This window comes from Saccharopolyspora endophytica (genome assembly GCF_018070075.1).
In the GTDB taxonomy this organism is placed as follows: domain Bacteria; phylum Actinomycetota; class Actinomycetes; order Mycobacteriales; family Pseudonocardiaceae; genus Saccharopolyspora; species Saccharopolyspora endophytica.
The window spans coordinates 140,907-167,478 of record NZ_JAGPXE010000011.1; the positions used below are offsets into that span (position 1 = coordinate 140,907).

24 protein-coding genes are annotated in these 26,572 nt (G+C 69.7%); 17 read left to right on the forward strand and 7 right to left on the reverse strand.

All coding sequences use genetic code 11. From position 1 onward, the window contains the following. The first annotated feature begins 110 nt into the window (after positions 1-110). The 3 genes from KBO27_RS24115 to KBO27_RS24125 are packed head-to-tail and all read left to right on the forward strand — an operon-like array spanning position 111 to position 3,617. A complete protein-coding gene (locus tag KBO27_RS24115) occupies positions 111-1,244 on the forward strand; it encodes an aromatic ring-hydroxylating dioxygenase subunit alpha (protein WP_210972169.1) in 1,134 nt (377 codons plus the stop codon). Beyond that, positions 1,244-2,245, forward strand: coding sequence for a PDR/VanB family oxidoreductase (locus KBO27_RS24120; protein WP_210972170.1), 1,002 nt, complete (start codon positions 1,244-1,246; stop codon positions 2,243-2,245). Before KBO27_RS24115 ends, KBO27_RS24120 begins: the two co-directional genes overlap by 1 nt. A 37-nt stretch (positions 2,246-2,282) precedes the next feature. Next, positions 2,283-3,617, forward strand: a complete 1,335-nt coding sequence (locus tag KBO27_RS24125; protein ID WP_210972171.1) for an MFS transporter — start codon at positions 2,283-2,285, stop codon at positions 3,615-3,617. A 209-nt stretch (positions 3,618-3,826) separates the two neighbouring features. Here KBO27_RS24125 and KBO27_RS24130 read toward each other — a convergent pair whose 3' ends face one another. The 3 genes from KBO27_RS24130 to KBO27_RS24140 all read right to left on the reverse strand — a co-directional run bounded on the left by KBO27_RS24130 (position 3,827) and on the right by KBO27_RS24140 (position 6,028). Further along, a complete protein-coding gene (locus KBO27_RS24130; RefSeq protein WP_210972172.1) occupies positions 3,827-4,240 on the reverse strand; it encodes an arsenate reductase ArsC in 414 nt (137 codons plus the stop codon). A 319-nt stretch (positions 4,241-4,559) separates the two neighbouring features. Further along, positions 4,560-5,654 (reverse strand): ACR3 family arsenite efflux transporter, encoded by a 1,095-nt coding sequence (gene arsB, locus KBO27_RS24135; protein ID WP_246537904.1) that lies wholly within the window; start codon positions 5,652-5,654, stop codon positions 4,560-4,562. Next, positions 5,651-6,028, reverse strand: a complete 378-nt coding sequence (locus tag KBO27_RS24140) for an ArsR/SmtB family transcription factor (protein WP_210972173.1) — start codon at positions 6,026-6,028, stop codon at positions 5,651-5,653. Before KBO27_RS24140 ends, arsB begins: the two co-directional genes overlap by 4 nt. Positions 6,029-6,128: 100 nt before the next feature. Between KBO27_RS24140 and KBO27_RS24145 the strand changes: the two genes are divergently transcribed. Further along, positions 6,129-7,220, forward strand: coding sequence for an ArsO family NAD(P)H-dependent flavin-containing monooxygenase (locus tag KBO27_RS24145; RefSeq protein WP_307870585.1), 1,092 nt, complete (start codon positions 6,129-6,131; stop codon positions 7,218-7,220). A 4-nt stretch (positions 7,221-7,224) separates the two neighbouring features. Here the strand turns inward: KBO27_RS24145 and KBO27_RS24150 are convergent, their stop codons facing one another. Together KBO27_RS24150 and KBO27_RS24155 are read right to left on the reverse strand one after the other, a co-directional pair. Then, positions 7,225-8,433, reverse strand: a complete 1,209-nt coding sequence (locus KBO27_RS24150) for an MFS transporter (RefSeq protein ID WP_210972174.1) — start codon at positions 8,431-8,433, stop codon at positions 7,225-7,227. A gap of 4 nt (positions 8,434-8,437) precedes the next feature. Further along, a complete protein-coding gene (locus tag KBO27_RS24155) occupies positions 8,438-9,772 on the reverse strand; it encodes an FAD-dependent oxidoreductase (protein WP_210972175.1) in 1,335 nt (444 codons plus the stop codon). 176 nt (positions 9,773-9,948) lie between these two features. Between KBO27_RS24155 and arsM the strand changes: the two genes are divergently transcribed. Further along, on the forward strand, positions 9,949-10,833 hold the full coding sequence (gene arsM / locus KBO27_RS24160) for an arsenite methyltransferase (protein WP_210972176.1): 885 nt from the start codon (positions 9,949-9,951) through the stop codon (positions 10,831-10,833). A 109-nt stretch (positions 10,834-10,942) separates the two neighbouring features. Then, entirely contained in the window at positions 10,943-11,782 is an 840-nt protein-coding gene (locus KBO27_RS24165) for a helix-turn-helix domain-containing GNAT family N-acetyltransferase (RefSeq protein ID WP_210972177.1), read from the forward strand. A gap of 65 nt (positions 11,783-11,847) precedes the next feature. On the opposite strand, the gene KBO27_RS24170 is transcribed toward KBO27_RS24165, so the two are convergent. Both KBO27_RS24170 and KBO27_RS24175 read right to left on the reverse strand, forming a co-directional pair. Then, positions 11,848-13,287 carry a carboxylesterase/lipase family protein gene (locus KBO27_RS24170; protein WP_210972178.1) on the reverse strand — a complete coding sequence of 480 codons (1,440 nt, stop codon included), beginning with the start codon at positions 13,285-13,287 and terminating at the stop codon, positions 11,848-11,850. Next, positions 13,280-14,203 carry an MBL fold metallo-hydrolase gene (locus tag KBO27_RS24175; RefSeq protein WP_210972179.1) on the reverse strand — a complete coding sequence of 308 codons (924 nt, stop codon included), beginning with the start codon at positions 14,201-14,203 and terminating at the stop codon, positions 13,280-13,282. Before KBO27_RS24175 ends, KBO27_RS24170 begins: the two co-directional genes overlap by 8 nt. Before the next feature lie 125 nt (positions 14,204-14,328). Between KBO27_RS24175 and KBO27_RS24180 the strand changes: the two genes are divergently transcribed. The 11 genes from KBO27_RS24180 (at position 14,329) to KBO27_RS24230 (ending at position 26,538) form a co-directional block, all read left to right on the forward strand. Further along, positions 14,329-15,237, forward strand: a complete 909-nt coding sequence (locus tag KBO27_RS24180; RefSeq protein WP_210972180.1) for a helix-turn-helix transcriptional regulator — start codon at positions 14,329-14,331, stop codon at positions 15,235-15,237. A 287-nt stretch (positions 15,238-15,524) separates the two neighbouring features. Beyond that, positions 15,525-16,589: an esterase-like activity of phytase family protein gene (locus KBO27_RS24185; protein WP_210972181.1), complete on the forward strand. Its 1,065-nt coding sequence runs from the start codon at positions 15,525-15,527 to the stop codon at positions 16,587-16,589. Between the two features lie 355 nt (positions 16,590-16,944). Continuing rightward, a complete protein-coding gene (locus KBO27_RS24190) occupies positions 16,945-17,355 on the forward strand; it encodes an MmcQ/YjbR family DNA-binding protein (RefSeq protein WP_210972182.1) in 411 nt (136 codons plus the stop codon). A gap of 417 nt (positions 17,356-17,772) precedes the next feature. After that, positions 17,773-18,957, forward strand: coding sequence for an ROK family transcriptional regulator (locus KBO27_RS24195; RefSeq protein ID WP_210972183.1), 1,185 nt, complete (start codon positions 17,773-17,775; stop codon positions 18,955-18,957). Positions 18,958-19,015: 58 nt separating this feature from the next. After that, entirely contained in the window at positions 19,016-20,167 is a 1,152-nt protein-coding gene (locus KBO27_RS24200) for a Gfo/Idh/MocA family protein (protein ID WP_210972184.1), read from the forward strand. Further along, positions 20,164-21,669 carry a sugar ABC transporter ATP-binding protein gene (locus KBO27_RS24205; protein ID WP_210972185.1) on the forward strand — a complete coding sequence of 502 codons (1,506 nt, stop codon included), beginning with the start codon at positions 20,164-20,166 and terminating at the stop codon, positions 21,667-21,669. Before KBO27_RS24200 ends, KBO27_RS24205 begins: the two co-directional genes overlap by 4 nt. Then, positions 21,666-22,667, forward strand: a complete 1,002-nt coding sequence (locus KBO27_RS24210; protein ID WP_210972186.1) for an ABC transporter permease — start codon at positions 21,666-21,668, stop codon at positions 22,665-22,667. Before KBO27_RS24205 ends, KBO27_RS24210 begins: the two co-directional genes overlap by 4 nt. Positions 22,668-22,701: 34 nt before the next feature. Then, positions 22,702-23,754, forward strand: a complete 1,053-nt coding sequence (locus KBO27_RS24215; protein ID WP_210972187.1) for a substrate-binding domain-containing protein — start codon at positions 22,702-22,704, stop codon at positions 23,752-23,754. 17 nt (positions 23,755-23,771) lie between these two features. Then, entirely contained in the window at positions 23,772-24,530 is a 759-nt protein-coding gene (locus KBO27_RS24220; protein WP_210972188.1) for a ThuA domain-containing protein, read from the forward strand. Between the two features lie 27 nt (positions 24,531-24,557). Then, positions 24,558-25,568 (forward strand): sugar phosphate isomerase/epimerase family protein, encoded by a 1,011-nt coding sequence (locus tag KBO27_RS24225; RefSeq protein WP_210972189.1) that lies wholly within the window; start codon positions 24,558-24,560, stop codon positions 25,566-25,568. A 76-nt stretch (positions 25,569-25,644) separates the two neighbouring features. Continuing rightward, a complete protein-coding gene (locus KBO27_RS24230; protein ID WP_210972190.1) occupies positions 25,645-26,538 on the forward strand; it encodes a sugar phosphate isomerase/epimerase family protein in 894 nt (297 codons plus the stop codon). Positions 26,539-26,572: the final 34 nt, after the last annotated feature.

Consider the following 26,572-nt stretch of genomic DNA (forward strand, 5'->3'; position numbering starts at 1 on the left):
GATGGCCTCCCCTCCGGATCGGCCACGCTATCCACCCTTGCCAACTCACTATATCCATAGATAGCTTGTGGCTCACGCAACAGATACCTCTCTTCATAGGGAGTTGGCCAATGACGCTCACAACCCCCGCACCGGTGGACACCGCAGCCCCGACCACGGCCGCGGCGAAGATCTTCAACCACCCGCGCAACGCCTGGTACGTCGCCGCCTGGGATCACGAGGTCACCGGAAAGCAGCCGCTGGCGCGCACCGTCGCCGGTGTACCGCTCGCGCTGTGGCGCAACGCCGAGGGGCGCGCCGTCGCACTCGCCGACGCATGCTGGCACCGGCTCGCACCGCTGTCGCAGGGCAAGATCCTCGGCAACGAGCTGCAGTGCCCCTACCACGGCCTGCGCTACAACTCGACCGGTCGCTGCACCGGCATGCCCGCGCAGGAGACGATCAATCCGAGCGCGACCGTCCCCTCCTACCCCGTCGTCGAGCGCTACCGCTACGTCTGGGTGTGGGTGGGCGACCCCGACCTCGCCGATCCGGCCACCGTGCCCGACATGCACCAGATGGACGACCCGTCCTGGGCGGGTGACGGCGAGACGATCCACGCCGACTGCAACTACCAGCTGGTCCTCGACAACCTGATGGACCTCACCCACGAGGAGTTCGTGCACTCCTCGAGCATCGGCCAGGAGGAGCTCTCCGAGTCCGAGTTCGACGTGACCCACGAAGGCGACACGGTCACCGTCACCCGCTGGATGCGCGACATCGACGCCCCGCCGTTCTGGTTGAAGAACATGCGCGACAAGTTCCCCGGTTTCGAGGGCAAGGTCGACCGCTGGCAGATCATCAGGTTCCAGGCGCCGGGCACGATCTGCATCGACGTCGGTGTCGCCAAAGCCGGCACCGGTGCGCCCGAGGGCGACCGCAGCCACGGCGTCAACGGGTACGTCATGAACACGATCACCCCCGAGACCGACCGCACCTGCCACTACTTCTGGGCGTTCATGCGCAACTACCGCCTCGACAGCCAGACCATCACCACTCAGCTGCGCCAAGGCGTGCACGGCGTCTTCGGCGAGGACGAGGACATGCTGCGCGCCCAGCAACGCGCGATCGACGCCAACCCGGAGCACGAGTTCTACAGCCTCAACATCGACGCGGGCGGGATGTGGGTCCGCCAGATCCTGGAGCGGATGCTGGCGGCCGAAGGACGGCCGTCGGCGGCTCCCGCTGCGGGCAGGGGTGCCTGATGGCGGCCCACTCCCGGTCCCGCTGGCAGCGGGCGCAGGTCGTCGAAGCCGACCTCGTGGCCGACGGCGTCCGGCGGATCGTGCTGGAGGTCGAGCACCCCGAGCACGCGGCGCCCGGTACCCACATCGACGTCGCTCTGCCCGTCCACGGCCGACGGCAGACCCGCTCCTACTCCGTCGTGCGCTCCGAGGACGGGGGCCGCCGGCTCACGCTCAGCGTGCAGCTCTCCCCCGCCTCCCGAGGTGGTTCGGAGGCCGTGCACGCGCTGGCCGTCGGTGACGAGCTCACCGTCACCGGGCCGGTGCAGAGCTTCCCGCTCGCGGTCGGCGCCGGTCGTTACGTCCTGGTCGCCGGCGGCATCGGCGTCACCGCACTGGTCGCGATGGCCTCGGCCCTGCGCCGCCGCGGCGCCGACTACGAGCTCGTGCTCGTCGGCCGCAGTCGCCGTGTCATGGCCTACCTCGACGAGCTCAGCGCCGAGCACGGCGATCGGCTCCGGGTGCACGTCGACGACGAGGCAACACCGCTGTCGGTACCCGGCCTGGTCGGCGAGATCGCCGCAGCACCGAACGCCGCCACGACCGAGCTCTACATGTGCGGCCCGCTCGGCCTGATGGACGCGATCAGGTCGAGCTGGACCGAGCACGGGCTCGCCCAGACCAACCTGCGGTTCGAAACCTTCGGCTCCAGCGGCCGGTTCGAGGCCGAGGAGTTCCTGGTCCGCCTCCCCCAGCTCGACCGGGAGGTCGCCGTCGCACCCGACACCTCGATCCTGGACGCCCTCAACGCGGCCGGGGTCGACACGCTGTCGGACTGCCGCAAGGGCGAGTGCGGACTCTGCCTGGCCAAGATCGTCGAGGTCGAGGGCACCATCGACCACCGCGACGTCTTCCTCAGCGAAGCGCAGAAGCAGCGCTGCACGAACCTGTGCCTCTGCGTCTCCCGCGCGGCGGCCCGCACCACCGGCGACCGCGCATCCGTCACCCTCCACCTCACCTGATCCGGGCGCAACGGATCCCTCACCACTGGATACCTCAATGACCCTCACGGCTCGCATCGGCGCGGCGCCCATGTCCGGCTACCAATGGCTGATCGTCGCGCTCTGCACCTTCATGAACTGCCTCGACGGCTTCGACGTCATGGCGGTCGCGTTCACCGGCCCCTCGGTCACCGAGGAGTTCGGTCTCAACGGTTCCCAGTTCGGGCTGCTGGTCTCGGTCGGTCTGATCGGGATGGCGCTCGGTTCGATGCTGCTCGCACCCTTCGCCGACCTGATCGGGCGTCGCCCGCTGATCCTGATCAGCCTCGTGCTGGGCACGATCGGCATGTTCGGCGCCGCGATGGCCCCGTCAGTGCTGGTGATGGGCCTGTTCCGGCTCGTGACCGGCATCGGCGTGGGCGGCATCCTGGCCAGCACCAACGTGATCGCCAGCGAGTTCTCGAACGCGAAGAACCGCGGGCTCGCCATCGGCATCTACACCGCCGGGTACGGCATCGGCGCGACCCTCGCGAGCCTCGTCGCGAAGACGACGGTCGGCGGTGACTGGCGGATCGTCTTCTACGCAGGCGGTTTCGGAACCCTGCTCGCCCTGGTCGTCATCGCCGTGCTGCTGCCCGAGTCGATCGCCTTCCTCGAGCAGCGCCGTCCCCGCGGCGCCCTGGAGCGCATCAACAGGACCCTGGCGCGCATGGGGATGGAGGCCATCGGCTCGCCCGACCTCGACCAGGCGAGCGCCGCCCGGAAGGACGCCGGGCAGGCCGGTTCGGGTTGGCTGAAGCAGCTGCTCGCGCCCACGATCCTGCTCTGGATCATCTTCATCACCATCATGTTCGGCTTCTACTTCGTCAACAGCTGGACCCCCACCCTCCTGGCCGAGGAGGGGCTCTCGAAGAGCGCTGCGGTCACCGCCGGGATGGCGATCTCGATCGGTGGCACCGTCGGCTCCGTGCTCTACGGCCTGGCCGCCCGGCTCCGCCCACCGCGGGTCGTGCTGATCGGGTTCTCGCTGCTGTCGGCCGCGATGATGGTCGTGTTCATCCTGAGCACGTCGTTCCTGTGGCTCGGGTTCGCCATCGGCGTCATCGTCGGCGCGCTGATCAACGGCTGCATCGCCGGTGCCTACACCGTCGGGCCACCGCTGTACCCGTCCCACGTCCGCAGCATCGGCATGGGCTGGGCGCTCGGCATGGGCCGGATCGGCGCCATCCTCTCCCCGACCATCGCAGGGCTGCTCAAGGACGCGGGCGCCTCGGCGACCCAGCTCTACGTCGGCGCCGCCGCAGTCGTCGCGCTCTGCGCGCTCGCCCTGGTCGCGGTGCGCAAGCACGACCCGGAATCCACCCCGGCCACCCCGGAACCGGCCACGACCTGACGTCTCCTGCGGGACACGCGACTCCGACCTGCGGAGCCGCACGACCTTCATCCACAACGTCATATCTCGGCACCACTGCCGAAAGCGATGGGGGTGTGCGGTTTTCCGAACCGCACACCCCCATCGACCAGTTGGCCTCGAATCACCGGCAGCGGTTCACGCGCGGCCGTCCACCTTCGGCAGAGGCCCTGGGAGACCGACCTGGTCGATCACTGCGCGTCTTCCGGCACCAGCTCGGCCAGCAGAGCGCGGACGCGCTGGTCGATGTCGTCGCGGATCGGCCGGACGGCGTCGACGCCCTGTCCGGCGGGGTCGGCGAGCTCCCAGTCCAGGTAGCGCTTGCCGGGGAAGACCGGGCAGGCGTCGCCGCAGCCCATGGTGATGACGACGTCGGCGGCTTCGACGGCGTCGGTGGTGAGCTTCTTCGGGAACTCCTGCGACAGGTCCAGGCCGAGTTCGTTCATCACCTCGACCACGGCCGGGTTGACCGTCTCGGCCGGGGCGGAGCCGGCCGAGCGGACGGCGACCTTGCCCCGGGCGTGGTGGTGCAGCAGTGCGGCGGCCATCTGCGAGCGTCCGGCGTTGTGGACGCAGACGAACAGGACCTCGGGGGTGGAGGACACGGGGACTCCTCGGTTCTCGTCGGCCGGCCAGGCCGAGGTGGTCAGGTGGGTGCGCACGCGCGCGAGACGTGGTCGAGGAACAACGCGACCGGCTGATCGCTCGGCCGGTGCTCCTCGGCCTCGTGGCGACTAGGTGGTGGTGCGGAATGCGGCAGAGCCGCTGTTTCAGGTGTGGGACTCAGCTCGCACCGCCGCGGGTTCTGATCGGCTTCGTGGCGAGTACGGCGGGACGCCGTGTATTGGAGCGGCGCACGGAATCCACGGAGCCGATCAGGTTCCGCCACCCGCACCGCCACGCAAAGCAATTCATCAACAGCCTCTAGGTGGTGGTGCGGACGTGGTCGGCTTCCGAGGTGGAGGGCTGCGCGAACCAGCGTCGAGCCGCCAGCGAGACGTAGACCAGACCGACCAGGACCGGCACCTCGATCAGCGGGCCCACCACACCGGCCAGGGCCTGGCCGCTGGTGACGCCGAAGGTCGCGATCGCCACGGCGATGGCCAGCTCGAAGTTGTTGCCCGCGGCGGTGAACGACAGCGTCGCGGAGCGCTCGTAGTTCAGGCCGATGGCCTTGCCCAGGCCGAACGAACCCGCCCACATCACCGCGAAGTACACCAGCAGCGGCAGCGCGATCCGCACGACGTCCAGCGGATTCGAGGTGATGGCCTCGCCCTGCAACGCGAACAGGATCACGATCGTGAACAGCAGCCCGTACAACGCGATCGGACCGATCTTGGGCAGGAACCGGGACTCGTACCACTCACGGCCCTTGGCCCGCTCCCCGAACTTCCGCGTGAGGTAACCGGCCACGAGCGGGATGCCGAGGAAGATCAGCACGTTCTTGGCGATCTCCCACGCCGAGACCTCCAGCCCCACCTGGTCCAGACCCAGCCACCCGGGCAGCACCGACAGGTAGAACCAGCCCAGCCCGGCGAACGCGATCACCTGGAACACCGAGTTCAACGCCACCAGCACGGCAGCCGCCTCGCGATCCCCGCAGGCCAGGTCGTTCCAGATGATGACCATCGCGATGCAACGCGCCAAGCCCACGATGATCAGACCCGTCCGGTACTCCGGCAGGTCGGGCAGGAACACCCAGGCCAGCGCGAACATCAGCGCCGGGCCCAGCACCCAGTTCAGCACCAGCGACGAGGCCATCAGCCGCTTGTCTCCGGTGACGGTGTCCAGCCGGTCGTAGCGGACCTTGGCCAGCACCGGGTACATCATCACCAGCAGCCCCAGCGCGATCGGCAGCGAGACGCCATCGATCTGCACCGCGTCCAGCGCCGATCCCAGCCCGGGGATCCAGCGACCGGCCAGCAGGCCGAGGACCATCGCCGCGCCGATCCACACCGGGAGCAATCGGTCCAGTGTGGACAGCTTCGCCACGACGGCGTTGTTTTGCGTCCGCGTCATGCCGTCACCGCCACGTCCGGAGCCGGGGCGAGCGATTCCGACAGCAAGCGCAACGTGTCGGGCTTGACGCGGTAGTAGATCCACGTGCCGCGCCGGTCGCCCTCGATCACCCCGGCCTCGCGCAGCACCTTGAGGTGGTGCGAGATCGTGGGTCCGGACAGCTCGAACGCGTCGGTGAGGTCGCACACGCAGGCCTCGCCGCCGGCGTGCGAGGCGATCAGCGACAGCAGGCGCAACCGCACCGGCTCGCCGATCGCCTTGAACACCTTGGCGAGGTCAGCCGCCTGATCGACGGTCAGCGGCTCCCGCATCACGGCGGAGGCGCACGGCTCGGCCTCGTCCCGCGAGACGAGCAGGACGTCTTGTTTCGGCATGCGTCTAACTTGACATCCATCAAGACAGGAACGCAAGCTCGACGGCGGGTTCCCCGTCGCGCTGTGAGCGGTGCCTCACGGCACGGGTGCTCCGACTGAAGTGCAGGCAGGTCAGGAGGTCGTGGTGCCCGAGGCCCGGGACGTGGTGGTGATCGGCGGCGGTCAGGCGGGCCTGGCGGCCGGGTACTTCCTCCGCCGCGCGAAGCTGGATTTCGTCATCCTCGACGACCAGCCCGAGCCCGGCGGGGCCTGGCAGCACTACTGGGACTCGCTGCGGCTGTTCTCGCCCGCGGAGCACAGCCCGCTGCCCGGCTGGTGGATGCCTCGCCAGCCCGGGGAGGAGTTCCCCACCGCCGAGCACGTCGTGGACTATCTCGCCGCGTACGAGCGGCGCTACCAGCTGCCGGTGCAGCGGCCCGTGCGCGTCGACGGTGTCCACGACACCGGTGCGCGGCTGGCCGTCGACACCGACCGCGGGACGTGGCGGGCGCGCATCGTCGTCAGCGCCACTGGAACCTGGAGCCGGCCGCACCTGCCCTCGTACCCGGGAAGCGAGCTCTTCGCCGGACGGCAGCTGCACACCGAGTCCTACCGGTGCCCGAAGGACTTCGCCGACCAGCACGTCGTGATCGTCGGAGGCGGCAACTCCGCAGCCCAGATCCTCGCCGATGTGTCCACTGCGACCCAAACGACCTGGGTCACCGCGCGGCCGCCGCGATTCATGCCCGATGACGTCGACGGCCGGGTCCTGTTCGACGTGGCCACTCAACGCGAGGCCGCACGCCGCGCGGGACTGCCCGACGACGGAGGACCCCAACAGCTGGGCGACATCGTGATGGTCCCGAGCGTGATGGAGGCTCGTCAGCGCGGCGTGCTGCACGCCGAGCCGATGTTCGACCGGCTCACCGAGCGCGGCATCGCCTGGGACGACGGCCGCGAACTCGCCTGCGACGCGATCATCTGGTGCACCGGCTTCCGCCCCGCGCTGCACCACCTCGCGCCGCTGGGCCTGCGCACCGAGAACGGGACGGTCCCGACCGAAGCAACGCGCAGCGTCGCCGAACCACGGCTGCACCTGCTGGGTTACGGGGACTGGACCGGGTGGGCCTCGGCGACCCTGGTGGGCGCCGCGCGGACCGCGAAACCAGCGGTCGCCGACATCGCTCAGCACCTCTCCCGGACCGCCGGCTGATCGGTCACGCGGCGGGTCGGGTGGCCAACGCGAGCACAGCGCTCACCCCGGTCATGGCGCCCAGCACGAGGAACAGAGCGGGGAACCCGCCCAGGGCCGCCGCGATCGCCGAGCCTCCCCACGGTGCCAGCGCGATGGCGATCATCAGCGGCGCCGACAGCAGACCGCTCAACCTCCCGTAGGCGGCGGTGCCCCACCGGTCGCTGACGGCGGTGGCCTGCAGCAAGGTGAACACGCCGCGGGCCATGCCCACGAGCATCGCCGCGACGATCAGCAGCCCTGTCGGCCCCGGAATCACCGCCAGCACCAGCGTGGTCGCCGCGCAGGCCAGCAGGATGACGACGGTGCGGCCACGGGCCCCGGTGCGTCGTTGCAGCGGCGCGTAGCCCAGGCGTCCGAGGACCTGCCCCACACCGCCGAGCCCGAGCGCCCAGGCAGCCAGTTGGGAGTCGAAGCCGCGTTCGGTCAGCAGCGGAACCTGGTTGATCACCACCGCGTACACCCCGAACCCGCCGAGGGCCATCGTCGCCAGCAGCGCCAAGAACGGGCGGCTGCGCGCGATCTCGGCCGCGTGCCCGTCGGTCGAGGAGCGCTCGTCGTGGGCGAGGTGGGGCCACGGCAGCCGCAGCCCGGCGTGCAGCGGGATCGTGACGACGCCGACCACGACCGCCAGCACCACGTACGTGCCGCGCCAGTCGAGGTGGTCGTTCAGGGCCGCGGTCAGCGGCGCGAACACCGTGCTGGCCAGGCCCGCCACCAGCGTCAACGCAGTCAGCGCACGCACCCGATCAGGCCCGTACCAGCGGGTCAGCGCGGCGAAGGCAGGCGGGTAGAACGTCGCCGCCATCGCCACACCCGCGACCGACCACGCCAGCAGGAACCACCCGTAGCTCGGGGCGTGCGCGATCCCGAGCACGGCGGGCACGGCCAGCACCGAGCCCGCGGTCATCACCGCACGCGGGCCGCGGCGATCCAGCCACCGACCGACCCCGATGCCGACCAGGGCGGACACGATCTGGCTGGCCGAGAACGCCCACGTCACGGCCGGCAGCGACCAGCCGGTATCTCGTGCGATCGCCGGGGCCAGCACCGGGAAGGCGTAGTACAGCACGCCCCAGCTGGTGATCTCGGTGATGCACAGGGCGATGAGCGCGCGACGCCGCCGCACGGCCTCGACGGGCGGTGCGGCGGTCGTCAGGCGGCCGGAGTGCATGCGGTCAGCGCTCAGCGGCTCCGGGCGCCGCCAGCTCGACGGTCTGCTGCGGTCCGGCGCAGCAGCCGCCTCCCTGCTCGACCTCGGGCTCGTCGAACAGCCCGGCCCCGCCGCACACCCCGGTCTCCGGCAGGACGAGTTCGACCCGCTCGGCGGACTCGGTGTCGCCGGCGATCGCGGCGGCCACGCTGCGGACCTGCTCGTAGCCGGTCATCGCCAAGAACGTCGGCGCCCGCCCGTAACTCTTCATGCCGACCACGAACACCCCCGGCTCGGGATGAGCCAGCTCCTTGGCCCCGTGCGGGTAGACGGTGCCGCAGGAGTGCACGTTCGGGTCGATCAACGGCGCCAGCGCGGTCGGAGCCTGCAACACCGGGTCCAGATCCAACCGGATCTCCGAGAGCCAGGACAGATCCGGTCGGAAACCGGTCAACACCACGACCTCGTCGACGGGCTCGCTCTTGTCCCCCTCGAACGAGGTCAGCACCAAGCCGCCGTCCCCGTCGGTCTCGACCGCCGCGGTGCGAAAACCCGTCACCGCGCGGACGTGCCCGGCATCCACCGCCTGCTCGGCGCGCTGCCCCAGCGCCCCGCGCTCGGGCAGCTGGTCGGCCTCGCCACCACCGAAGACATCCCCCGAGCGGCCCCGGCGCAGCACCCACACGACCTCCGTGCCCGGCACCTCCTCGGCCAGCGCAGCGAAGGTCACCAACGCGGTCAGGGCCGAGTGACCGCTGCCGACCACCGCGATGCGCTTGCCGGCGAACCGAGCCCGGACCTGCGCATCGGAGACGTCCGGCACCTCGTAGCTGATCCGGTCACGCGCGGCGCGCTCTCCGGCCGCCGGGAGCCCGTCGCCGCCCAGCGGGTTCGGACTGCGCCACGTCCCGGAGGCGTCGATCACCGCCCGGGCCGCGATCCGCTCCTCGCCAGCTGCCGTCTCGACGTGCACCGTCAACGGCTCGGACTCTCGCCCGGCATCCACGACCCGATCCCGGCCGCGGCGAGCCACACCCACCACCCGGGAACCGAAGCGCACCCGCTCACCCAACGCCGCCGCCAACGGCTGCAGGTACTGCTCAACCCACTCCGCACCTGATGGGTAGCCCTCCGGTTCCGGCGCCTGCCACCCCTGCTGTTCCAGCAACCGGCCCGCGGCCGGGTCGATCAACTCCGACCACTGCGAGAACAACCGCACGTGCGACCACTCCCGCACCGCACAACCGGCTTCCGACCCAGCCTCCAGCACCAACGGCTGCAGCCCCCGTTCCACAACCTCCGCCGCAGCCGCCAGACCCACTGGGCCCGCACCCACCACCACAACCGGATTCTCGTCCACGACGATCCCCTTTGCATCGATCAGCTTCGATGAAGTTACCTCGACTTTATCGACGGGGATCGATTGACGCAAGCATCGATCCGGGTCGATACTTGGAGAGCGGGGACGAATCGAGCCGACATCGATGAGGCCGTTCAGGCGCTTCCGGCGTCGCCGCGGCGAAGAGGGGATCGACGATGAGCGAACAACCTGCAGAGCTGCGCAACACCGTCCGACAGCGCTACGCCGCCGCAGCCACGGCAGCCGGCCGAGAGGACACCACCGATGGCTGCTGCGGCCCGGAGCAGGTCGAGGTCGGCGACGGCTTCGGCTCCAGCCTCTACGCAGCATCCGAACGCCGCCAGCTGCCCACCGCAGCCATCGCGGCCTCTCTCGGCTGCGGCAATCCGACCGCAGTCGCCGAGCTGGGCGAAGGAGAACGCGTCCTCGACCTCGGCTCAGGCGGCGGCATCGACGTGCTGCTGTCCGCCCGCCGCGTCGGCCCCACCGGCAAGGCCTACGGCCTGGACATGACCGAGGAAATGCTCGCCCTCGCCCTGAGCAACACCGAAAAGGCGGGCGCCACCAACGTCGAATTCCTCAAGGGCACCATCGAGAACATCCCGCTTCCGGCGAACACGATCGACGTCGTGATCTCCAACTGCGTCATCAACCTCTCCGTCGACAAGCCCGCCGTGTTCGCCGAAACCTTCCGCGTCCTGACCCCGGGCGGACGCATCGGCATCACCGACGTGGTCGCCGAAGACCACCTCAGCTCTCAAGAACGGGCCGACCGCGGCTCCTACGTCGGCTGCATCGCCGGATCCCTCACCTTCGCCGAGTACCGCGAACAGCTACGGGCAGCGGGTTTCACCGATGTCGAGATCACCTCAACACACCAGGTCGCCGACCTCATGCACTCGGCGATCATTCGCGCCACCAAACCTGCCATGCCGGAAGCAGAGGACGCCTGCTGCGGCGTGACCGCGTGCTGCACCACCGCAGAACAGTCCGCCGACCCGCGAACCACGATCACCGAGGCCAAAGACGCCGCAGGCTGCGCCTGCCGGGACGCCCACTGAGCCAAGGTCGCAAGCCGACCCCACTGAGCGTGATCTAGGGCTGGCGGAAGTCGGGTTCATCGATGTGAATCGATTGACTAAACCATCGATGTGCGTCGATACTCAGGGCATGACGACGACGGCTCCTGAGACCGGACTGCTGCCCGCCGAGAACGCGGCCACCTACGCCGAGTGGTTCGCGTGCCTGGCCGAACCGACCCGCGTCCGCCTGCTGCACGCCGTGGCGGCGGCAGGCACGATCAGCGTGGGCACCTTGACCGACCAGCTCGGCATCAGCCAGTCCACCTGCTCGCACCACGTGCGCAAGCTCGCCGACGTCGGGTTCGTGCTGCTGCACAAGGAACGCACCACCACCTTCGTCTCGGTCAACACCGCCTGCTGCACCGGCCTGCCGCACGCCGCCGACGCGGTCATGGGCGTCGTCGCCCGCCCGTGCTGCCCGGACGACCTCCCCGAGGACGTCACGATCCGGCAGCTGGAATCCCGCGACTGGGCGGACGTGCGTCGCATCTACGCCGAAGGCATCGCCACCGGCAACGCCACCTTCGAAACCGACGTCCCGGCCCGCAAGTCGCTGGAGGCCAAGTGGCTGCCGGACCACCGGTGGGTCGCCGAGGTCGACGGGCGGGTCGCCGGGTGGGCCGCCGCGACTCCCGCGTCCCACCGGGACTGCTACTCGGGCGTGGCGGAAACCTCGGTCTACGTCGGCGAGGACTTCCGCGGGCGCGGCGTCGGAAAAGCGTTGCTGCACAAGCAGGTCACCGCCGCCGACGCCGACGGCCTGTGGACGCTGCAAACCTCGATCTTCCCGGAGAACCGGGCCAGCATCGCCCTGCACTACTCCGCCGGCTTCCGCACCGTCGGACTGCGCGAACGCATCGCCCAGCACCACGGCGTCTGGCGCGACACCGTCTTCCTCGAACGCCGCCGCACCTGCGACGACGACTGACCCGTCGTCCGGTCAGTGCGAGCCGTACGCCCCGGGTCGATCGAGGCGCGCTCGTCACGGCAGGGTCACCACATCGAAAGGTCGCGGGAGGTGGTGGTTTCCGACACCGCGTCGAAGCGACGGATCCTGCGCTGCGCGCCGAACCGCGGCCAGCCGGGATCGCCGGTGGTCGCGAAAGACACCCACGCCCCGTGCATCTCCGTCGCCAACCCCGCCGGCGGTTCACCCGCACCCAGCAGCGCCTGCGGTCCCCGCAACATCGGGAGGTCGAGCAGGTCGAAGACGAACGGGAGCTCGACCGAATGCGCCGCGCCGAGCCGCCCGCCCACAGCGGTTGAGCGCCAGGCGAACTCGTAGACGTGCGCGTTGCCGCGAGCGTCGGCCAACTTGCGGCCACCGGCGGTGAACATGGCGTCGCCGAGGATCGCGGCGCGCAGCTGCCCGTGAACGGCACCCGGGCGTTGCGCCCGGTAGGCCGCGACGAGCGCGTCCGGATCCCGGTGCACGCGTGCGGCCAGATCCCGCACGTCCTCGGCGGTCGACGTCCCCAGCTCGCCCTGCGGAGCGAGGTAGAGGTTGCCCTCCTCGGCGTTGGACCCCACCAGCAGGTCCACCTCGGCCACGTCGCTCTCGGCGGGCTGGCGCTCCAGCACCACGTCGAACGGGGTGAGCCCGACCAGCGGGTCGAACTCAGCCCCTGTTCGCAGGTCCAGGCCGGTGAGCCCGGGCATGACCTCGACGAGCCGCTCATCGGGGACGGCGCTGAAGCCCGCCACCGTCGGATCGACGCCGAGCGCGGAGGCCGCCGCACGGGTCACCACCGCAGCCTGGTTCGGCGAGAACGCGCCGGTCCCGCTGCCGCTCTGCACGATCGCGCGGCGGAACAGCCCGGTGGCGTCGTCGGTCGCCAGCAGCGCCGCGACGAGCGTGGCACCGGCGGACTGGCCGACCAGCGTGAGGTTGCCGGGGTCACCCCCGAAGGCGTCGGCGTTGTCCTGCACCCACCGCAAAGCGGCGATGACGTCGAGCAATCCCCGATTGCGCGGCGCGCCGGGCACATCCAGGAATCCCGGGATCCCCAGCCGGTAGTTGAGGGTCACCAGGACCACGCCGTCGCGGGCGAAGGCGGTGCCGTCGTGCAGTGGTGAGCGGTTCGAGCCGGCGACGAACCCGCCACCGTGCACGAACACCATCACCGGGCGGCGCTCGGCGTGCTGCGGTGACCAGACGTTGACCGTGAGGTAGTCCTCGCCGCGGACCCAGCCGGGCCCGAAGAACGGCGACATGTCCAGGGTGGCGAACCCGTCCCGGCGCGGTTGCGGCGCGGTGGGCCCGGGCCGGGTCGCGTCGCGAACCCCCGGCCAGCCGCGATGCGGTTCCGGAGCTGCGAACCGGCCGGTACCGCGCGGCGGCGCGGCGTACGGGATGTCCAGGAAGCGCCGCACACCACCGCTGGTGCTGCCGCGGACCGCTCCCCCGGTGGTCGTCAGGGTGACATCAGGCATCGGCGTGCTCCTGTCCGATCCGGTCGAACGGTGCCCACTCCTTGATGGCGAACTTCTCGCCCTCGCGCACGACTTCGGCGCCGCCGTGGCCACCGAGGTGCGCGGGCAGCACCAGCGTGTTGGTGTCGGCGGCCTGGCTCAGCAACCGGCGGCGGGTGGACCGGGCCTCGACCGGGTCTTCGCAGAAGCAGCTGTTGGCGTCGGGCTCGACGAATTGCGCAGCGGTGTGCAGCAGATCTCCGACCAGCAGCGCCCGGTCGGTGCCGGACTCCACGCTCAGCACGGAGGATCCGGGGGTGTGCCCCGGTGCGAGGAACAGGCGCAGGTCGTCGTCGATGACGTGCTCGTCCTCCCACAGCAGGGTCTGCCCGGCTCGGAACACCGGGGCGACGCTGTCGGCGAACACGTTCTCGCTGCCGCTGCCCAGTGCGGGGTCGTGACCGTCCGCGGGGTTCCAGAAGTCGAAGTCCGCGCGCGGCACCAGGTAGGTGGCGTTGGGAAAGGTGGGCACCCAATCGCCGTCCTGCAGCCGGGTGTTCCAGCCGACGTGGTCGACGTGCAGGTGGGTGTTGACCACCAGGTCGACGTCCTCGGGCTGGACCCCGGCGCGCGCGAGGTTGCCGAGGAAGTCGGTCTCGAGGCCGTGCCACACCGGGGCGTTCGGCCGCTGCTTGTGGTTGCCGACACCGGTGTCGACCAGGATCGTCTTGCCACCGCTGCGCAGCAGCCAGGTCTGGATGGCGCACACGCACACGTTCGCGGCGGGGTCGATGAAGTCCGGGACCAGCCACGGCTCGTGGGCCCGCCAGGTCCGCTCCGGCACGTCGGGGAAGAAATCGGCGGGCGCTATCTCGACCGATCCGTAGTACTCGACGACTCGGGTGATGGTGACATCACCCAGCGCGATCTCCTGCATGGTTGCTCCGCTCGTTGAGGGGTCTCGCCCAATCTGCGCGTCGGAGCGACCGGTGAACCAGCCTCGGCGGTGCCTACCACTGACAGTGTCAGGCTCGTCGTCGGCGCCGAGGGCATAGTGGGGACATGAGCAGGTCCGGACACCTCGGCGAGTTCCTACGATCCCGGCGGGCTCGCCTGCAACCCGCAGACGTCGGGCTGATCACCCCGCTCGGACGCCGCCGAGTCACCGGGCTGCGGCGCGAGGAGCTCGCCCAGCTCGCCGGCGTCAGCGTCTCGTACTACACGCGGCTGGAGCAGAACCACTCGGTCAACGCCTCCGATGGGGTGCTCGACGCGCTGGCCACGGCACTGCGCCTGGACGACCACGAGCGCGCTTACCTGCGCGAACTCGCCGCCCCGCGCCCGCGCCAGCGCAAGCGCCCACCGGTCGAGCGCGTCAACGGACTCACTCGCGAGCTGCTGCGGTCGCTGGAGGGCGTGCCCGCGCTGGTCGTCGGGCGGCGCACCGACGTGCTGGCGTGGAACCCCCTGGGCCACGCGCTGCTGGCCGGGCACATCGACCCGACGGCACCGGAGCGACCGGGCGATCGCCCGAACCTGGTCCGGATGCTGTTCCTGGACCCGCACACCCGCGAGCTCTACCGGGACTGGGACCGCAAAGCACGCGGACTGGTGGCCAGCCTCCGGCTCAGGGCGGGCCGACACCCCGACGACGCATTGCTGGCCTCGCTGGTCGGCGAGCTGTCAGTGAAGTGCCCGGAGTTCGTCGCGATGTGGGGCGACCACCGCGTCAAACCCTGCGAAGGCGACTCCTTCCGGCTGCACCACCCGCTGGTCGGCGAGCTCACCATCACCCAGCAGAGCCTCCAGCTCAACCACTCACCGGAACAGTCCATCGTCGTGGTCACCACCGAACAGCCATCCGGTTCCGCGGACACCCTGCAACTGCTCCGCCAGCTCGTTCCAGCGGACCGCCCCGGGAAAGCCGCTGACGCACAACCGATTCCCACCCGCGACGCAGCGGACGCCTGACGAGGCAACCGCGGATTTCGTCGGGAAGGACCGCGGTGATCTGCTGCTCGGCTTGCCCCACAGCCTGAGCGAACAGTGGACGCGGGGTCGTGGACTGGCTATTTCGTCATGCCGGTGACCTTAGGAGACCCCACCGACCGTGTGCCGACACAAGATCGCACCGTGAACGGATGCCTCATGCGCGCCATCGCGATCGCACAGGCGATCACCTCAACCGCCAGGACCGAGACAACCTACCTCCACCTGGACGTCACTTTCCGGACACCGTGGTCGGATGCGCTCTCCGCATGATGAAGACGTGCGCTCCGGGCGTGGTGCTCGCCACGAGTTTGCTGGTGGCTGCGCAGCCAGCCGCCGCGGACGACGGACAGGTCGAGTTGGTCGGCGAAACGACGCTGCCCCACGCCATGCAGTTCAACGGCACGACGGTAGGTGGCCTGTCCGGCCTGGACTACGACCCGAGAACCGGCCAATGGGTCGTGATCAGCGACGATCGTTCGGAGCGGCACCCTGCGCGGTACTACACCGCTGATTTCGACGGCACGCGGTTCGAGCTGACCGGCACCCGCCCGCTGCTACGCCCGGACGGCACGACCTACCCGGCGGGATCGGTCGATCCCGAAGACATCCGCTGGGACCCTCTGGCCGAGGGCTTCTGGTGGACCAGCGAAGGGGATCGCGGTGCGCAGCTGATCGACCCGTCGATCCGCAGTGCCGGTACCGACGGCAGCTTCACCCACGACCTCCCGCTACCAGCCAACCTGCGCATGGCGCCAACGACCGGACCCAAGCGGAACGAGGTCCTGGAAGGCCTGACCTTCGCAGCCGGCGGCACCGAGGTGGTCACCGCCATGGAAGGACCGCTGCTCCAGGACGGCGAGTCGCCGACCACCGAGCACGGCGCGCTGTCCCGACTCACCACGCAGTCGCGGACCGGATCCGTACTCGCCCAGCACGCCTACCCGCTCGACCCGGTGTTCGCCGCCTCCCCGACCGGTGGCTACGCCAACAACGGCGCGACCGCGGTCCTGGCTGACCAGGGCGACCAGCACCTGGTGCTGGAACGCGCATTCGTCAGCGGAGTCGGCAACTCGATCCGGATCTACCGAGTTGACACCCGCGCCGCTACCGACGTGCAACACGTCGAGTCCCTGACCGGCACCGATGTCCAACCGGCCCGCAAGGAACTGCTGGTCGATCTCGCCGACCTGGCCCCGAGCACGATCGACAACATCGAGGGAATGACCTGGGGACCACGCCTTCCCGACGGCCGCCGCAGCTTGGTCTTGATCAGCGACGACAACTTCTCCCCCGACCAGACCACACAGATCCTCACGCTGGCGATGAAGTAGCGGTACCGGCCCGCGCGACGGCGTTGCCCGGTCGGGACAGCGCGATTCGAAACCACTAGCCCGCACCCCCGGCGATCCCGCGCCTTCTCGAGCTCGTTCACGAGGAAGCGCTGCGTGCGCCCGTGCCGTGGACTTCCACCGCACAACCGCGCGATTCGCACGGTCGCGGTGCCGCCGCGGAGCCGTGCGCGTTCGGTGGCGCCGGAGCTGCGGACGGGGTTAACGTGCCTGGTGGTTCTCACAGCGAACACACAAAGGGAGCTGTGGAGTGGCCGTGAGCGAGGAGAGCGCACGCCCTCCCGACTCGCGGCCACGAGTCACGACCACCGCGGGTGCGTTGACGAGGAGCACGACGATGAACGGCGAGGCCCTGCAGGAAGCGGCTCGACAGCGCGCGCAGAACCTGCCTGGCGCCACTCTCTACACCTTCGAAGAGGGGTGGCAGGCCGCCAGGGTGCACACCAAGTGGTTCATGCTCATGACCCGCGTTCCACAGCACCCCCGCGCACGGGATGCAAGAGCGGTAGCCGGGCAACCGGTCGTCATCGTCAAGGCGGAGCCTAACGATGCGAAAGCTCTCCGCGACGCTCACGCGGACATCACCACCGGCTACCACATGAACAAGAAGCACTGGATCACCCTCGGGCCAGGAGACTCGCTCAACGAGGAACTCGTCGACGAGCTCGTGACCGACTCCTACCGCCTCGTGCTCGAAACGCTCCCCCGCGCACACCGCCCCGTCGACCCCGACGACATCAGCGCATGACCGCACCGGCTGCGGACCGGCACGGAGGCTCCGACTCCGGCCGCACCGCGCGACCATCCGGACGGCCTCGTGCCGGTCGCGCGCGGATGGAGCAGTCGCAACAGCGCCGTCCGGCCGACGTGCGCGCTGCTGCGTTCCGCGCAATCGGTTAGCACTCGCGGCCTTGCCGCTGCGTGCGGACTCATGGGCCAACTCGGGACGTCCACCCAGGTCGGACCAGCTTCCGCTGCGGCCGAAAGAGTTTCGGCAGCGTCCCCCATTCCCTTGCCGCGCTGGACCATTCGGCACTTCGGAAGGTTCGACGAGCGCGATGCGGCCGTTGGGGTGACAACGTTGCTTCTCCCTTGACCGCAAATGCGGCATTTAACCTACTCTGTGACGAACTTCATTCGCTCTGTGCAAGAAGTGGAGTAGCCGGTGCAACCGGAAAACGCTCACCAAGCCAGGGTTCTCACATCGTTGCGGCGCAACGGGCCGCAAGCGGCCGTCGAGTTGGCCGCGCAGCTTTCGCTGTCGCGCTCCAAGATCGGGCAGGAACTGGCCCGACTGGAGGAGATCGGGTTCGTCGAACGCGCCGGCAAGGCCGAGTCACGAGGCGGTCGCAGGTCAGGGCTGGTGCAGCTCTCGGAGCGACTCCGATTCGTCGGAGTGGACATCGGTGCCACATCGCTCGACGTCGGCGTGATCGACGGCCGGCTCGACATCGTCGCGCAGACCAGCGAGGTCATCGACATCGAAGCCGGACCGGAGCCGATCCTGGCCCGGGCCGTGGAGGTGATCGGGAAGTTGCGCGCAGGTGGGCATCTGCCGACGCTCGACGGCATCGGTGTCGGCGTGCCGGGGCCGGTCAGCTTCCGGGACGGGTTCACCGTCTCCCCGCCGATCATGCCCGGTTGGGACCGCTTCCCGGTGCGCGAGCACGTCATGCAGCAGTTCGACTGCCCCGTTCTGGTCGACAACGACGTCAACCTCATGGCCGTGGGCGAGATGTACAGCGGTCTCGCCCAGTCGGTGGCCGACTTCCTCTTCGTCAAGATCGGAACGGGCATCGGCTGCGGCATCATCACCGGGCATCGCGTGTTGCGCGGCAGCAACGGCAGCGCCGGAGACATCGGGCACATCGCGTTGCACGACACCGGCCCCGTGTGCCGGTGCGGCCGAACCGGTTGCCTCGAAGCGTGTTTCAGCGGCGCGGCGCTGTCGCGCGATGCCACCGCGCTCGCTCGAGGCGGAGAATCACCCGGACTGCGCGACCTCCTCGTCGACCGCGAGATCCTCACCGCCCACGACGTGGGCGTCGCCATGCGCGCCGGGGACCCGCAAGCTCTCGGACTGGTCCGCGATGGCGGACGTCGACTCGGACGTGTCTTGTCCGGGCTTGTGAACTTCTGCAACCCCGCGATGATCGTCGTCGGCGGCGGCGTGTCGAAGCTCGGACACGCGCTGCTGGCCGAAGTCCGCAGCGAGCTGTACCGGCGCTCGACCCCGCTGGCCACGAGCAGCCTCCCGATCGTGCTGTCCGAACTCGGTGACAGCGCCGGAATCATCGGTGCCGCCGCGATGATCAGCGATCACGTTCTCGGCGTTTCTCCGGAGTCGTGAAACCCCCTTTCGTTCGGCGGATTTCCGCGTCGCGGGTCCGCGTGCCCCAGGAGGACGGATGAACACACTTGGAGTCGCACTGGTGGGCCACGCGTTCATGGGCGCGGTCCACTCCCAGGCCTGGCGCACCGTGGGACGGGTCTTCGACCTTCCGGCGCGGCCGGAACGAGTCGTGCTCTGCGGGCGCCGCAAGGACGCCGCAGCCCCGGCCGCGGCACGGCTGGGCTGGCATGAATGCAGTGACGACTGGAAATCGGTCCTGATGCGCGACGACGTGCACATCGTCGACATCTGCACCCCTGGCGACAGCCACGCCGAGATCGCCATCGGCGCGTTGGAGGCGGGCAAGCACGTGCTGTGCGAGAAACCGCTGGCCAACTCGGTCGCCGAGGCCGAGACGATGGCCGAGGCCGCCGACCGCGCCCGACGCAACGGGATTCTGGCCATGGTGGGCTTCAACTACCGGCGAGTACCTGCGCTCGCACTGGCCCGGACGCTGGTGCAGCAGGGTCGCCTCGGCCGGATCAGGCAGGTCCGGGCGAACTACCTGCAGGACTGGCTAGTCGATCCCCAGGCGCCGTTGAGCTGGCGGTTGCGCGCCGAACGCGCCGGCTCCGGAGCCCTCGGCGACCTGGCTGCGCACATCGTCGACCTCGCCCAGCACCTCGTGGGCGAGGAGATCGTCGCGGTGTCGGGCTCGGTCGAAACCTTCGTCGGCGAGCGCCCGCTGCCCGAGGACCCCGCACGAACCGGCGCGGTGACCGTCGACGACGCCGCGCTGTTCACCGCCCGGTTCCGCGAAGGCGCCCTGGGCACCTTCGAAGCGACCCGCTACGCCACCGGCAACAAGAACGGCCTGCGCATCGAGGTGAACGGGAGCGAGGGAAGTCTCGCCTTCGACTTCGAATCCATGAACGAGCTGGCCTTCTACGACGGCACCGAACCCGCGGACGTCGCCGGTTTCCGACGCATCCTGGCCACCGAACCCCAGCACCCCTACCTGGAGGCGTGGTACCCGCCGGGACACGTGCTCGGCTACGAGCACACCTTCGTCCACGAACTGCGCGATTTCATCACCGCAGTGGCCGAACGGTCGACGCCGAGCCCGGACTTCGCCGCAGGGTTGCACGTGCAGCGGGTGCTCGACGCCGTGCAGCGCAGCGCCGCGCAGCACAGCCGGTGGACCCCGGTCTTCCAGGGGGACAGATGACCGAGAACACCGATCTGCTGGTGATGTCCGGGATCGTCAAGGTGTTCCCCGGTGTGCGCGCGCTCGACGGCGTCGACCTGCGCGTTCGCTCAGGCGAGGTGCACTGCCTGCTCGGGCAGAACGGCGCCGGCAAGTCCACCTTGATCAAGGTGCTCTCCGGAGCGCATCACCCCGACGGCGGCTCGATCGAGTGGCGTGGTGAGTCCGTCGCGCTCGGCTCACCGGCCGCGGCGCTGCGGCGCGGAATCGCCGCGATGTACCAGGAACTCGACCTCGTGCCCGGCCTGAGCGTGGCGGAGAACATCTTCCTCGGTCATGAACCCGCCACCGCGGGCTTCACGCAGCGCGGCAAGACCCGGCGCGCCGCGGCGGAGCTGATGGCGAGGTTGGGGCATCCGGAGATCGACCCCGACGAACCCGTCGGCGAGCTCTCCGCGGCCGCGCGACAGCTGGTGTCGATGGCCCGCGCGCTGGGGCACCAGGCGAAGCTGATCATCATGGACGAGCCGACCGCAGCGCTGTCCGCGGGAGAGGTCGACAACCTGTTCCGGATCATGGGGGAACTGACCGCCGACGGTGTCGCCGTCGTCTACATCTCCCACCGCATGGACGAGATCCGGCGCATCGCGGACCGGATCACCGTGCTGAAGGACGGACGCACGGTCTCCGCTGCTCTGCCGGTCGCCGAGACCTCGACCCGCGAGCTGGTGACGCTGATGACGGGAGGAGAACCTCCCGAGGTGGCGGCCGAAGGCAGCACCGCGACCGATCGGCCGGTGCTGGAAGTGCGGGGGTTGCGGCGGCGCGGTGAGTTCGACGAGATGAGCTTCACCGCGCACGCGGGTGAGATCGTCGGGTTGGCCGGGCTGGTCGGCTGTGGTCGCAGCGAAGTCCTGGAGACGATCTTCGGAGCCCGCGTGCCCGACTCCGGTGACGTGCAGGTGGACGGCCGCTCGGTTCGCACCGGCAGCATCAGCGCAGCGGTGTCCGCCGGTATCGGTCTGACCCCGGAAGAGCGCAAGAGCCAAGCGCTGCTCCCCCAGATGGCGCTGGCCGCGAACGTGACGCTGGCGTCGTTGGCCCGGCACAGCAGGTGGGGGTTCACCCGGTGGGGCGCCGAGCACGCCGGTACCACCGAGGTGGCCACCCGGCTCCAGCTCCACCCGGCCGAGCCCACCCGTCTCATCGCCACGTTCTCCGGCGGCAACCAGCAGAAGGCCGTGATCGGACGTTGGGTCCTGCGCGGGTGCCGCGTTCTCCTGCTCGACGAACCCACCCGAGGCGTTGACGTCGGCGCGAGGGCGGAGATCTACGCGCTCATCCGGCAACTCGCCGCCGACGGGCTGGCGATCGTGGTCGTCTCCAGCGACATCCCGGAGGTGCTGGCGCTGGCCGACCGGGTGCTCGTGCTGCGCGACGGCGCCGTGGTGCACACCGCCGCGGCAAGTGACATCACCGAGTCCCGCGTGCTCGACCTGGTCATGGAGGCACCGTCGAGATGAGCGAACGCACCCTCACCGCACCGACCACGACCGCGGCGTCCAAGCTCGGCCGTTGGTGGTCGCGCGCAGACATCCGCTTGACCGCGCTGTTCCTCGTGCTCATCGCGCTGTGCGTGGTCGGCTACGCGACCAGGCCGGACGCCTTCCTCACGGAAGGCAACATCTCCACCGTCCTGCGACTGGCCGCCGCGATCGGCGTGGTCAGCGTGGGCATGACCTTCGTCATCTCGGCAGGCGGCATCGACCTGTCGGTCGGTTCGATCGTGGCTCTGTCCAGCGTGTGGATGACGACGTGGGCGACCCAGTCCTTCGGCGCGGGCGTGATGGTCCTGTGCGCGTTGCTGGTGGGCGCCGGCTGCGGCCTGGTGAACGGGCTGCTGATCGCCTACGGGCGGGTGGTGCCGTTCATCGCCACGCTGGCGATGATGGCCACTGCGCGCGGCCTGGCCGAACGCATCAGCGGACGGCAGACCCAGGTCGTCGACGCCCCCGGTTTCGGGGCGCTGTTCAAGGGACACCTGCTGGGCGTGCCGGTGCTGGTCTGGATCTTCGCGATCGTGTTCGTCGCGGGCTGGATCCTGCTCAACCGCACCACGTTCGGCCGTCGCACGCTCGCCGTCGGCGGCAACGCCGAGGCGGCCAGGCTGGCCGGGATCAACGTCCGCAGGCACACCGCCCTGGTGTTCGCGCTCGCCGGTCTGTGCTGCGGCATCGCCGCGCTCATGGTGGTGGCCCGAACGACCTCCGGTGCCTCGACCAACGGTCTGTTCTACGAGCTCGACGCGATCGCTGCCGTGGTCATCGGCGGCACCCTGCTCTCCGGCGGGCGCGGCAGCATGGGCGGGACCCTCCTGGGCGTGCTCATCTTCACCACGCTCAGCAACGTCTTCACCCTCAACAACCTGGAAACAGACATCCAGAACATCGCCAAGGGCGCGATCATCGTGCTCGCCGTGCTGGTCCAAACGCGATCTCGGCGCCGATCCGGCACCCCCTGACAAGCCCATCCCACCTCAGTGTCGAGGAGGAACCATGTCCGTTCCCGAAACGTCCCGCCGAAGACTCCTGTTCGGTTCATCCGCCATCGGCGCGTCCGCAGTGCTGACCGGATGCCTGGCCAACACCCCACCGCAGCAGGAGAACCAGGCCGCCGTCGCCGCGGGCGGTGACAACGCCGCCCCCGGAAAGCACGTGACGATCGGGTTCTCGGCGCCGGCCGCCGATCACGGCTGGATGGCGGCGATGACCACCTACGCCCGCGCTCAGGCCGAGAAGCTGCCGGACGTCACCTTCCGCCCCACCGAGGGCGGCTCTGACGTCAGCCAGCAGATCGCCCAGGTCGAGACGCTGATCAACGCCAAGGTCGACGTGCTCGTGGTCCTGCCCGCCGACGGCAAGGCGATGACCGACGTGGCCCTGCGCGCCACGCGCGCGGGGATCCCTGTGGTCAACGTGGACCGCGTCTTCGACTCGCCGGACGCCTACCGGGTGTGGATCGGTGGCGACAACTACGGCATGGGTGTCAACGCCGCCGACTACATCGCCGCCGAGCTGCGAAAGGCCAACGTTGCCAACCCGGTCATCGCCGAGATCGCGGGCACCGATTCGCTACCGCTCACCCAGGAGCGCAGCGCGGGCTTCCGCGATGGGCTGGCCCGGCACGGCTTGGAGGTCACGCGCCGGGTGGCCGCCGAGTTCACCGCCGAGACCGGTGAACGACAGGCCACCAACCTGCTGCAGGCGGCCTCGCACCTGGACGCCGTGTGGAACCACGACGACGACCAGGGCATCGGGGTGGTGTCGGCGGTCGAGTCCGCCGGCCGCGACGAGTTCTTCATGGTCGGCGGCGCGGGATCGCGGCAGATGATGGACCGGATCAAAGCGGGAAACGGCGTGATGCGCGCCACCGTGCTCTACAGCCCCTCGATGTGCTCCTCGGCGATCTCGCTGGCGCGGCTGCTCGCGCAAGCGCGCGGTGTGTCCGACCTCGCCGAGCACGAGGTGCCGCGTTCGGTGACGACCTATTCGGCCGTGGTGACCCGGGACAACGTCGACCAGTACCGCGACATCGGGTTCGCCTCCTGAATCGAGAGGAGTTCGACATGCGAACCACCGCACGCGCCCTTCTGGGAATCCTCCTGGCCGGCGCGATGGCCACCCCCGCCTGGGCTGCAGCACCGGAACCCGACGACCCGCCCAGCGTGCTGGTGTTCTCCGAGACCGCCGGTTATCGCCACGCCTCCATCGAGTCGGGGATCGCCTCGATCCGGAAATTGGGTCGGAAGAACGGGTTCCGCGTCGAGTCCACCGAGGACTCCGCGCGGTTCACCGACCGGGAACTGGCCCGCTACGACGCCGTCGTGTGGTTGTCCACCACCGGTGACGTGCTCGATCAGCCGCAGCAGGACGCCTTCGAGCGCTACATCCGCTCCGGCGGCGGCTACGTCGGCGTGCACGCCGCCGCCGACACCGAGTACGACTGGCCGTTCTACGGTGAGCTCGTCGGCGCGTACTTCGCCGGCCACCCGCACATCCAGCCCGCCACGGTGCGCGTCGAGGACCACCGCAACGATTCCACCGCGCACCTGCCGAACCGCTGGGATCGCACCGACGAGTGGTACAACTACCGCGCCAACCCGCGTCCCGACGTGCACGTCCTGGCCGCGCTGGACGAGCGCACCTACGATCCCGGCGACACCGCCATGGGCGGAGACCACCCCATCGCCTGGTGCCACGAGGTGGACGCCGGTCGCGCCTTCTACACCGGTGGTGGCCACACCCACGAGTCGTACTCCGAACCCGCTTTCGTGCGCCACGTCCTCGGCGGCATCCGCGTCGCCCTCGACCGAGCGCCGTGCTGAGAATCATCGACGACGAGGAGTGAGCAGATGGGACGTTCGGTCACGCTCTTCACCGGGCAATGGGCGGACTTGCCGTTCGAGGAAGTGGCCCGACTCGCCTCGGAGTGGGGCTACGACGGCCTGGAGATCGCCTGCTGGGGTGATCACCTCGACGTCTGGCGCGCCGTGGCGGACGAGGACTACCTCCAGTCGCGCGTGGACGTCCTCGACCGGTACGGACTCGGCGTGTGGGCGATCTCCAACCACCTCACGGGGCAGGCGGTCTGCGATGACCCGATCGACGTCCGCCACCGCGCCATCCTGTCCGACCGGGTGTGGGGCGACGGCGATCCCGAAGGCGTGCGGCAGCGGGCCGCCGAGGAGATGAAGCACACCGCGCGGGTCGCTGCCAAGCTCGGCGTGCGCACGGTCGTCGGCTTCACCGGATCGGCGATCTGGAAGTACGTCGCGATGTTCCCGCCGGTGCCCGCCGAGCTGGTCGAGGCCGGCTACCAGGACTTCGCCGACCGGTGGAATCCGATCATGGACGTCTTCGACGCCGAAGGCGTGCGGTTCGCCCTCGAAGTGCACCCCTCGGAGATCGCCTACGACTACTGGTCGACCGTGCGCACCCTCGAAGCCCTCGGGCACCGGGAGGGCTTCGGCCTAAACTGGGACCCGAGCCACATGATCTGGCAGGACGTCGACCCGGTGGGCTTCCTCGTCGACTTCGCCGACCGGATCTTCCACGTCGACTGCAAGGACACCAAGCGCAACCTCGGCAACGGCCGCAACGGCAGGCTGGGATCGCACCTGCCCTGGGCCGACCCCCGACGCGGCTGGGACTTCGTGTCCACCGGACGCGGTGACGTGCCATGGGAGGCGTGCTTCCGCGTGCTCAACTCGATCGGCTACGAGGGCCCCATCTCCATCGAGTGGGAGGACGCGGGCATGGACCGCCTGCGCGGCGCACCGGAAGCGCTGAGCTTCGTGCGCGATCAGCTCTTCGACCCACCGGACGCGGCATTCGACGCGGCCTTCAGTTCTCCGCAGCAGTAGAACGAAGGAGTGCAAGACGATGTGTTTCGGTTTCAACGGTGAAGCAGCGTTAGCCCAGTCCCTGGGTGCCACACGATTGACCCGGCGCGGCGCGCTGCGCACCGCCGGCGCGCTCGGCGCCGGCCTGCTCGCAGCGGGCACGGCCACCCCGGCAGCCCAGGCGACACCACGACCGGTCGGCGCGCCGCTGGTGCCGCCTGGACAGATCAGCATCCAGCTGTGGACCATGCGCGCAGCGCTCCAGGGTGACCCCGGTTTCGACGAGTCCTTGCGCGCCCTCGCCCGAACGGGCTACCCCAAGGTCGAGCAGGCGCTCGGCTACTTCGGCCGCACCGCCGCCGAATTGCGGGCCTTCTACGACAGCATCGGCATCTCGGCGACGTCGAGCCACGACGGGATCTCCGACAGCGAGAAGTCGCTGCAGACCAAGATCGACAACGCCCGCACCCTCGGCCAGTCGTTCCTCGTCGTGCCGTACCTGGACTCGCCCCACCGGGACGACTGGAAGCGGTGGGCCGAGCAGATGAACCACGAAGCCGAGGTCGCCAGGGCGGCCGGGCTGCGCTACGGCTACCACAACCACGCCCACGAGTTCACCACCGATCTGGGCGGCGCGACGCCGTGGCAGGTGCTGACCTCCGAACTGGACCCGGCGCTGGTGCACCTCGAACTCGACCTGTACTGGGCCGTGCGCGGTGGCATCGAAAGCGGCCGAGGGGCAGGAGATCCCGAAGGTTTCGCCATCGACGTCATCCGGTCCGCTCCGCAACCGGTGCTGCAGTACCACGTCAAGGACCGCCACCCGGAGGACGGCGACATGGCCGACCTCGGCACCGGGCACATCGACTTCGCCCGGATCTTCCGGGCGCACGCGGTGCTGGAGTACATCGTGGAGAACGACACTCCCGACGTCACCCCGCAGCAGACCGCCGAGGTCGGCTACCGCTACCTGCGCGCGCTGAGCATCTGACCGACGCATTCCCCCACTTCGCCGGACTGGCCGT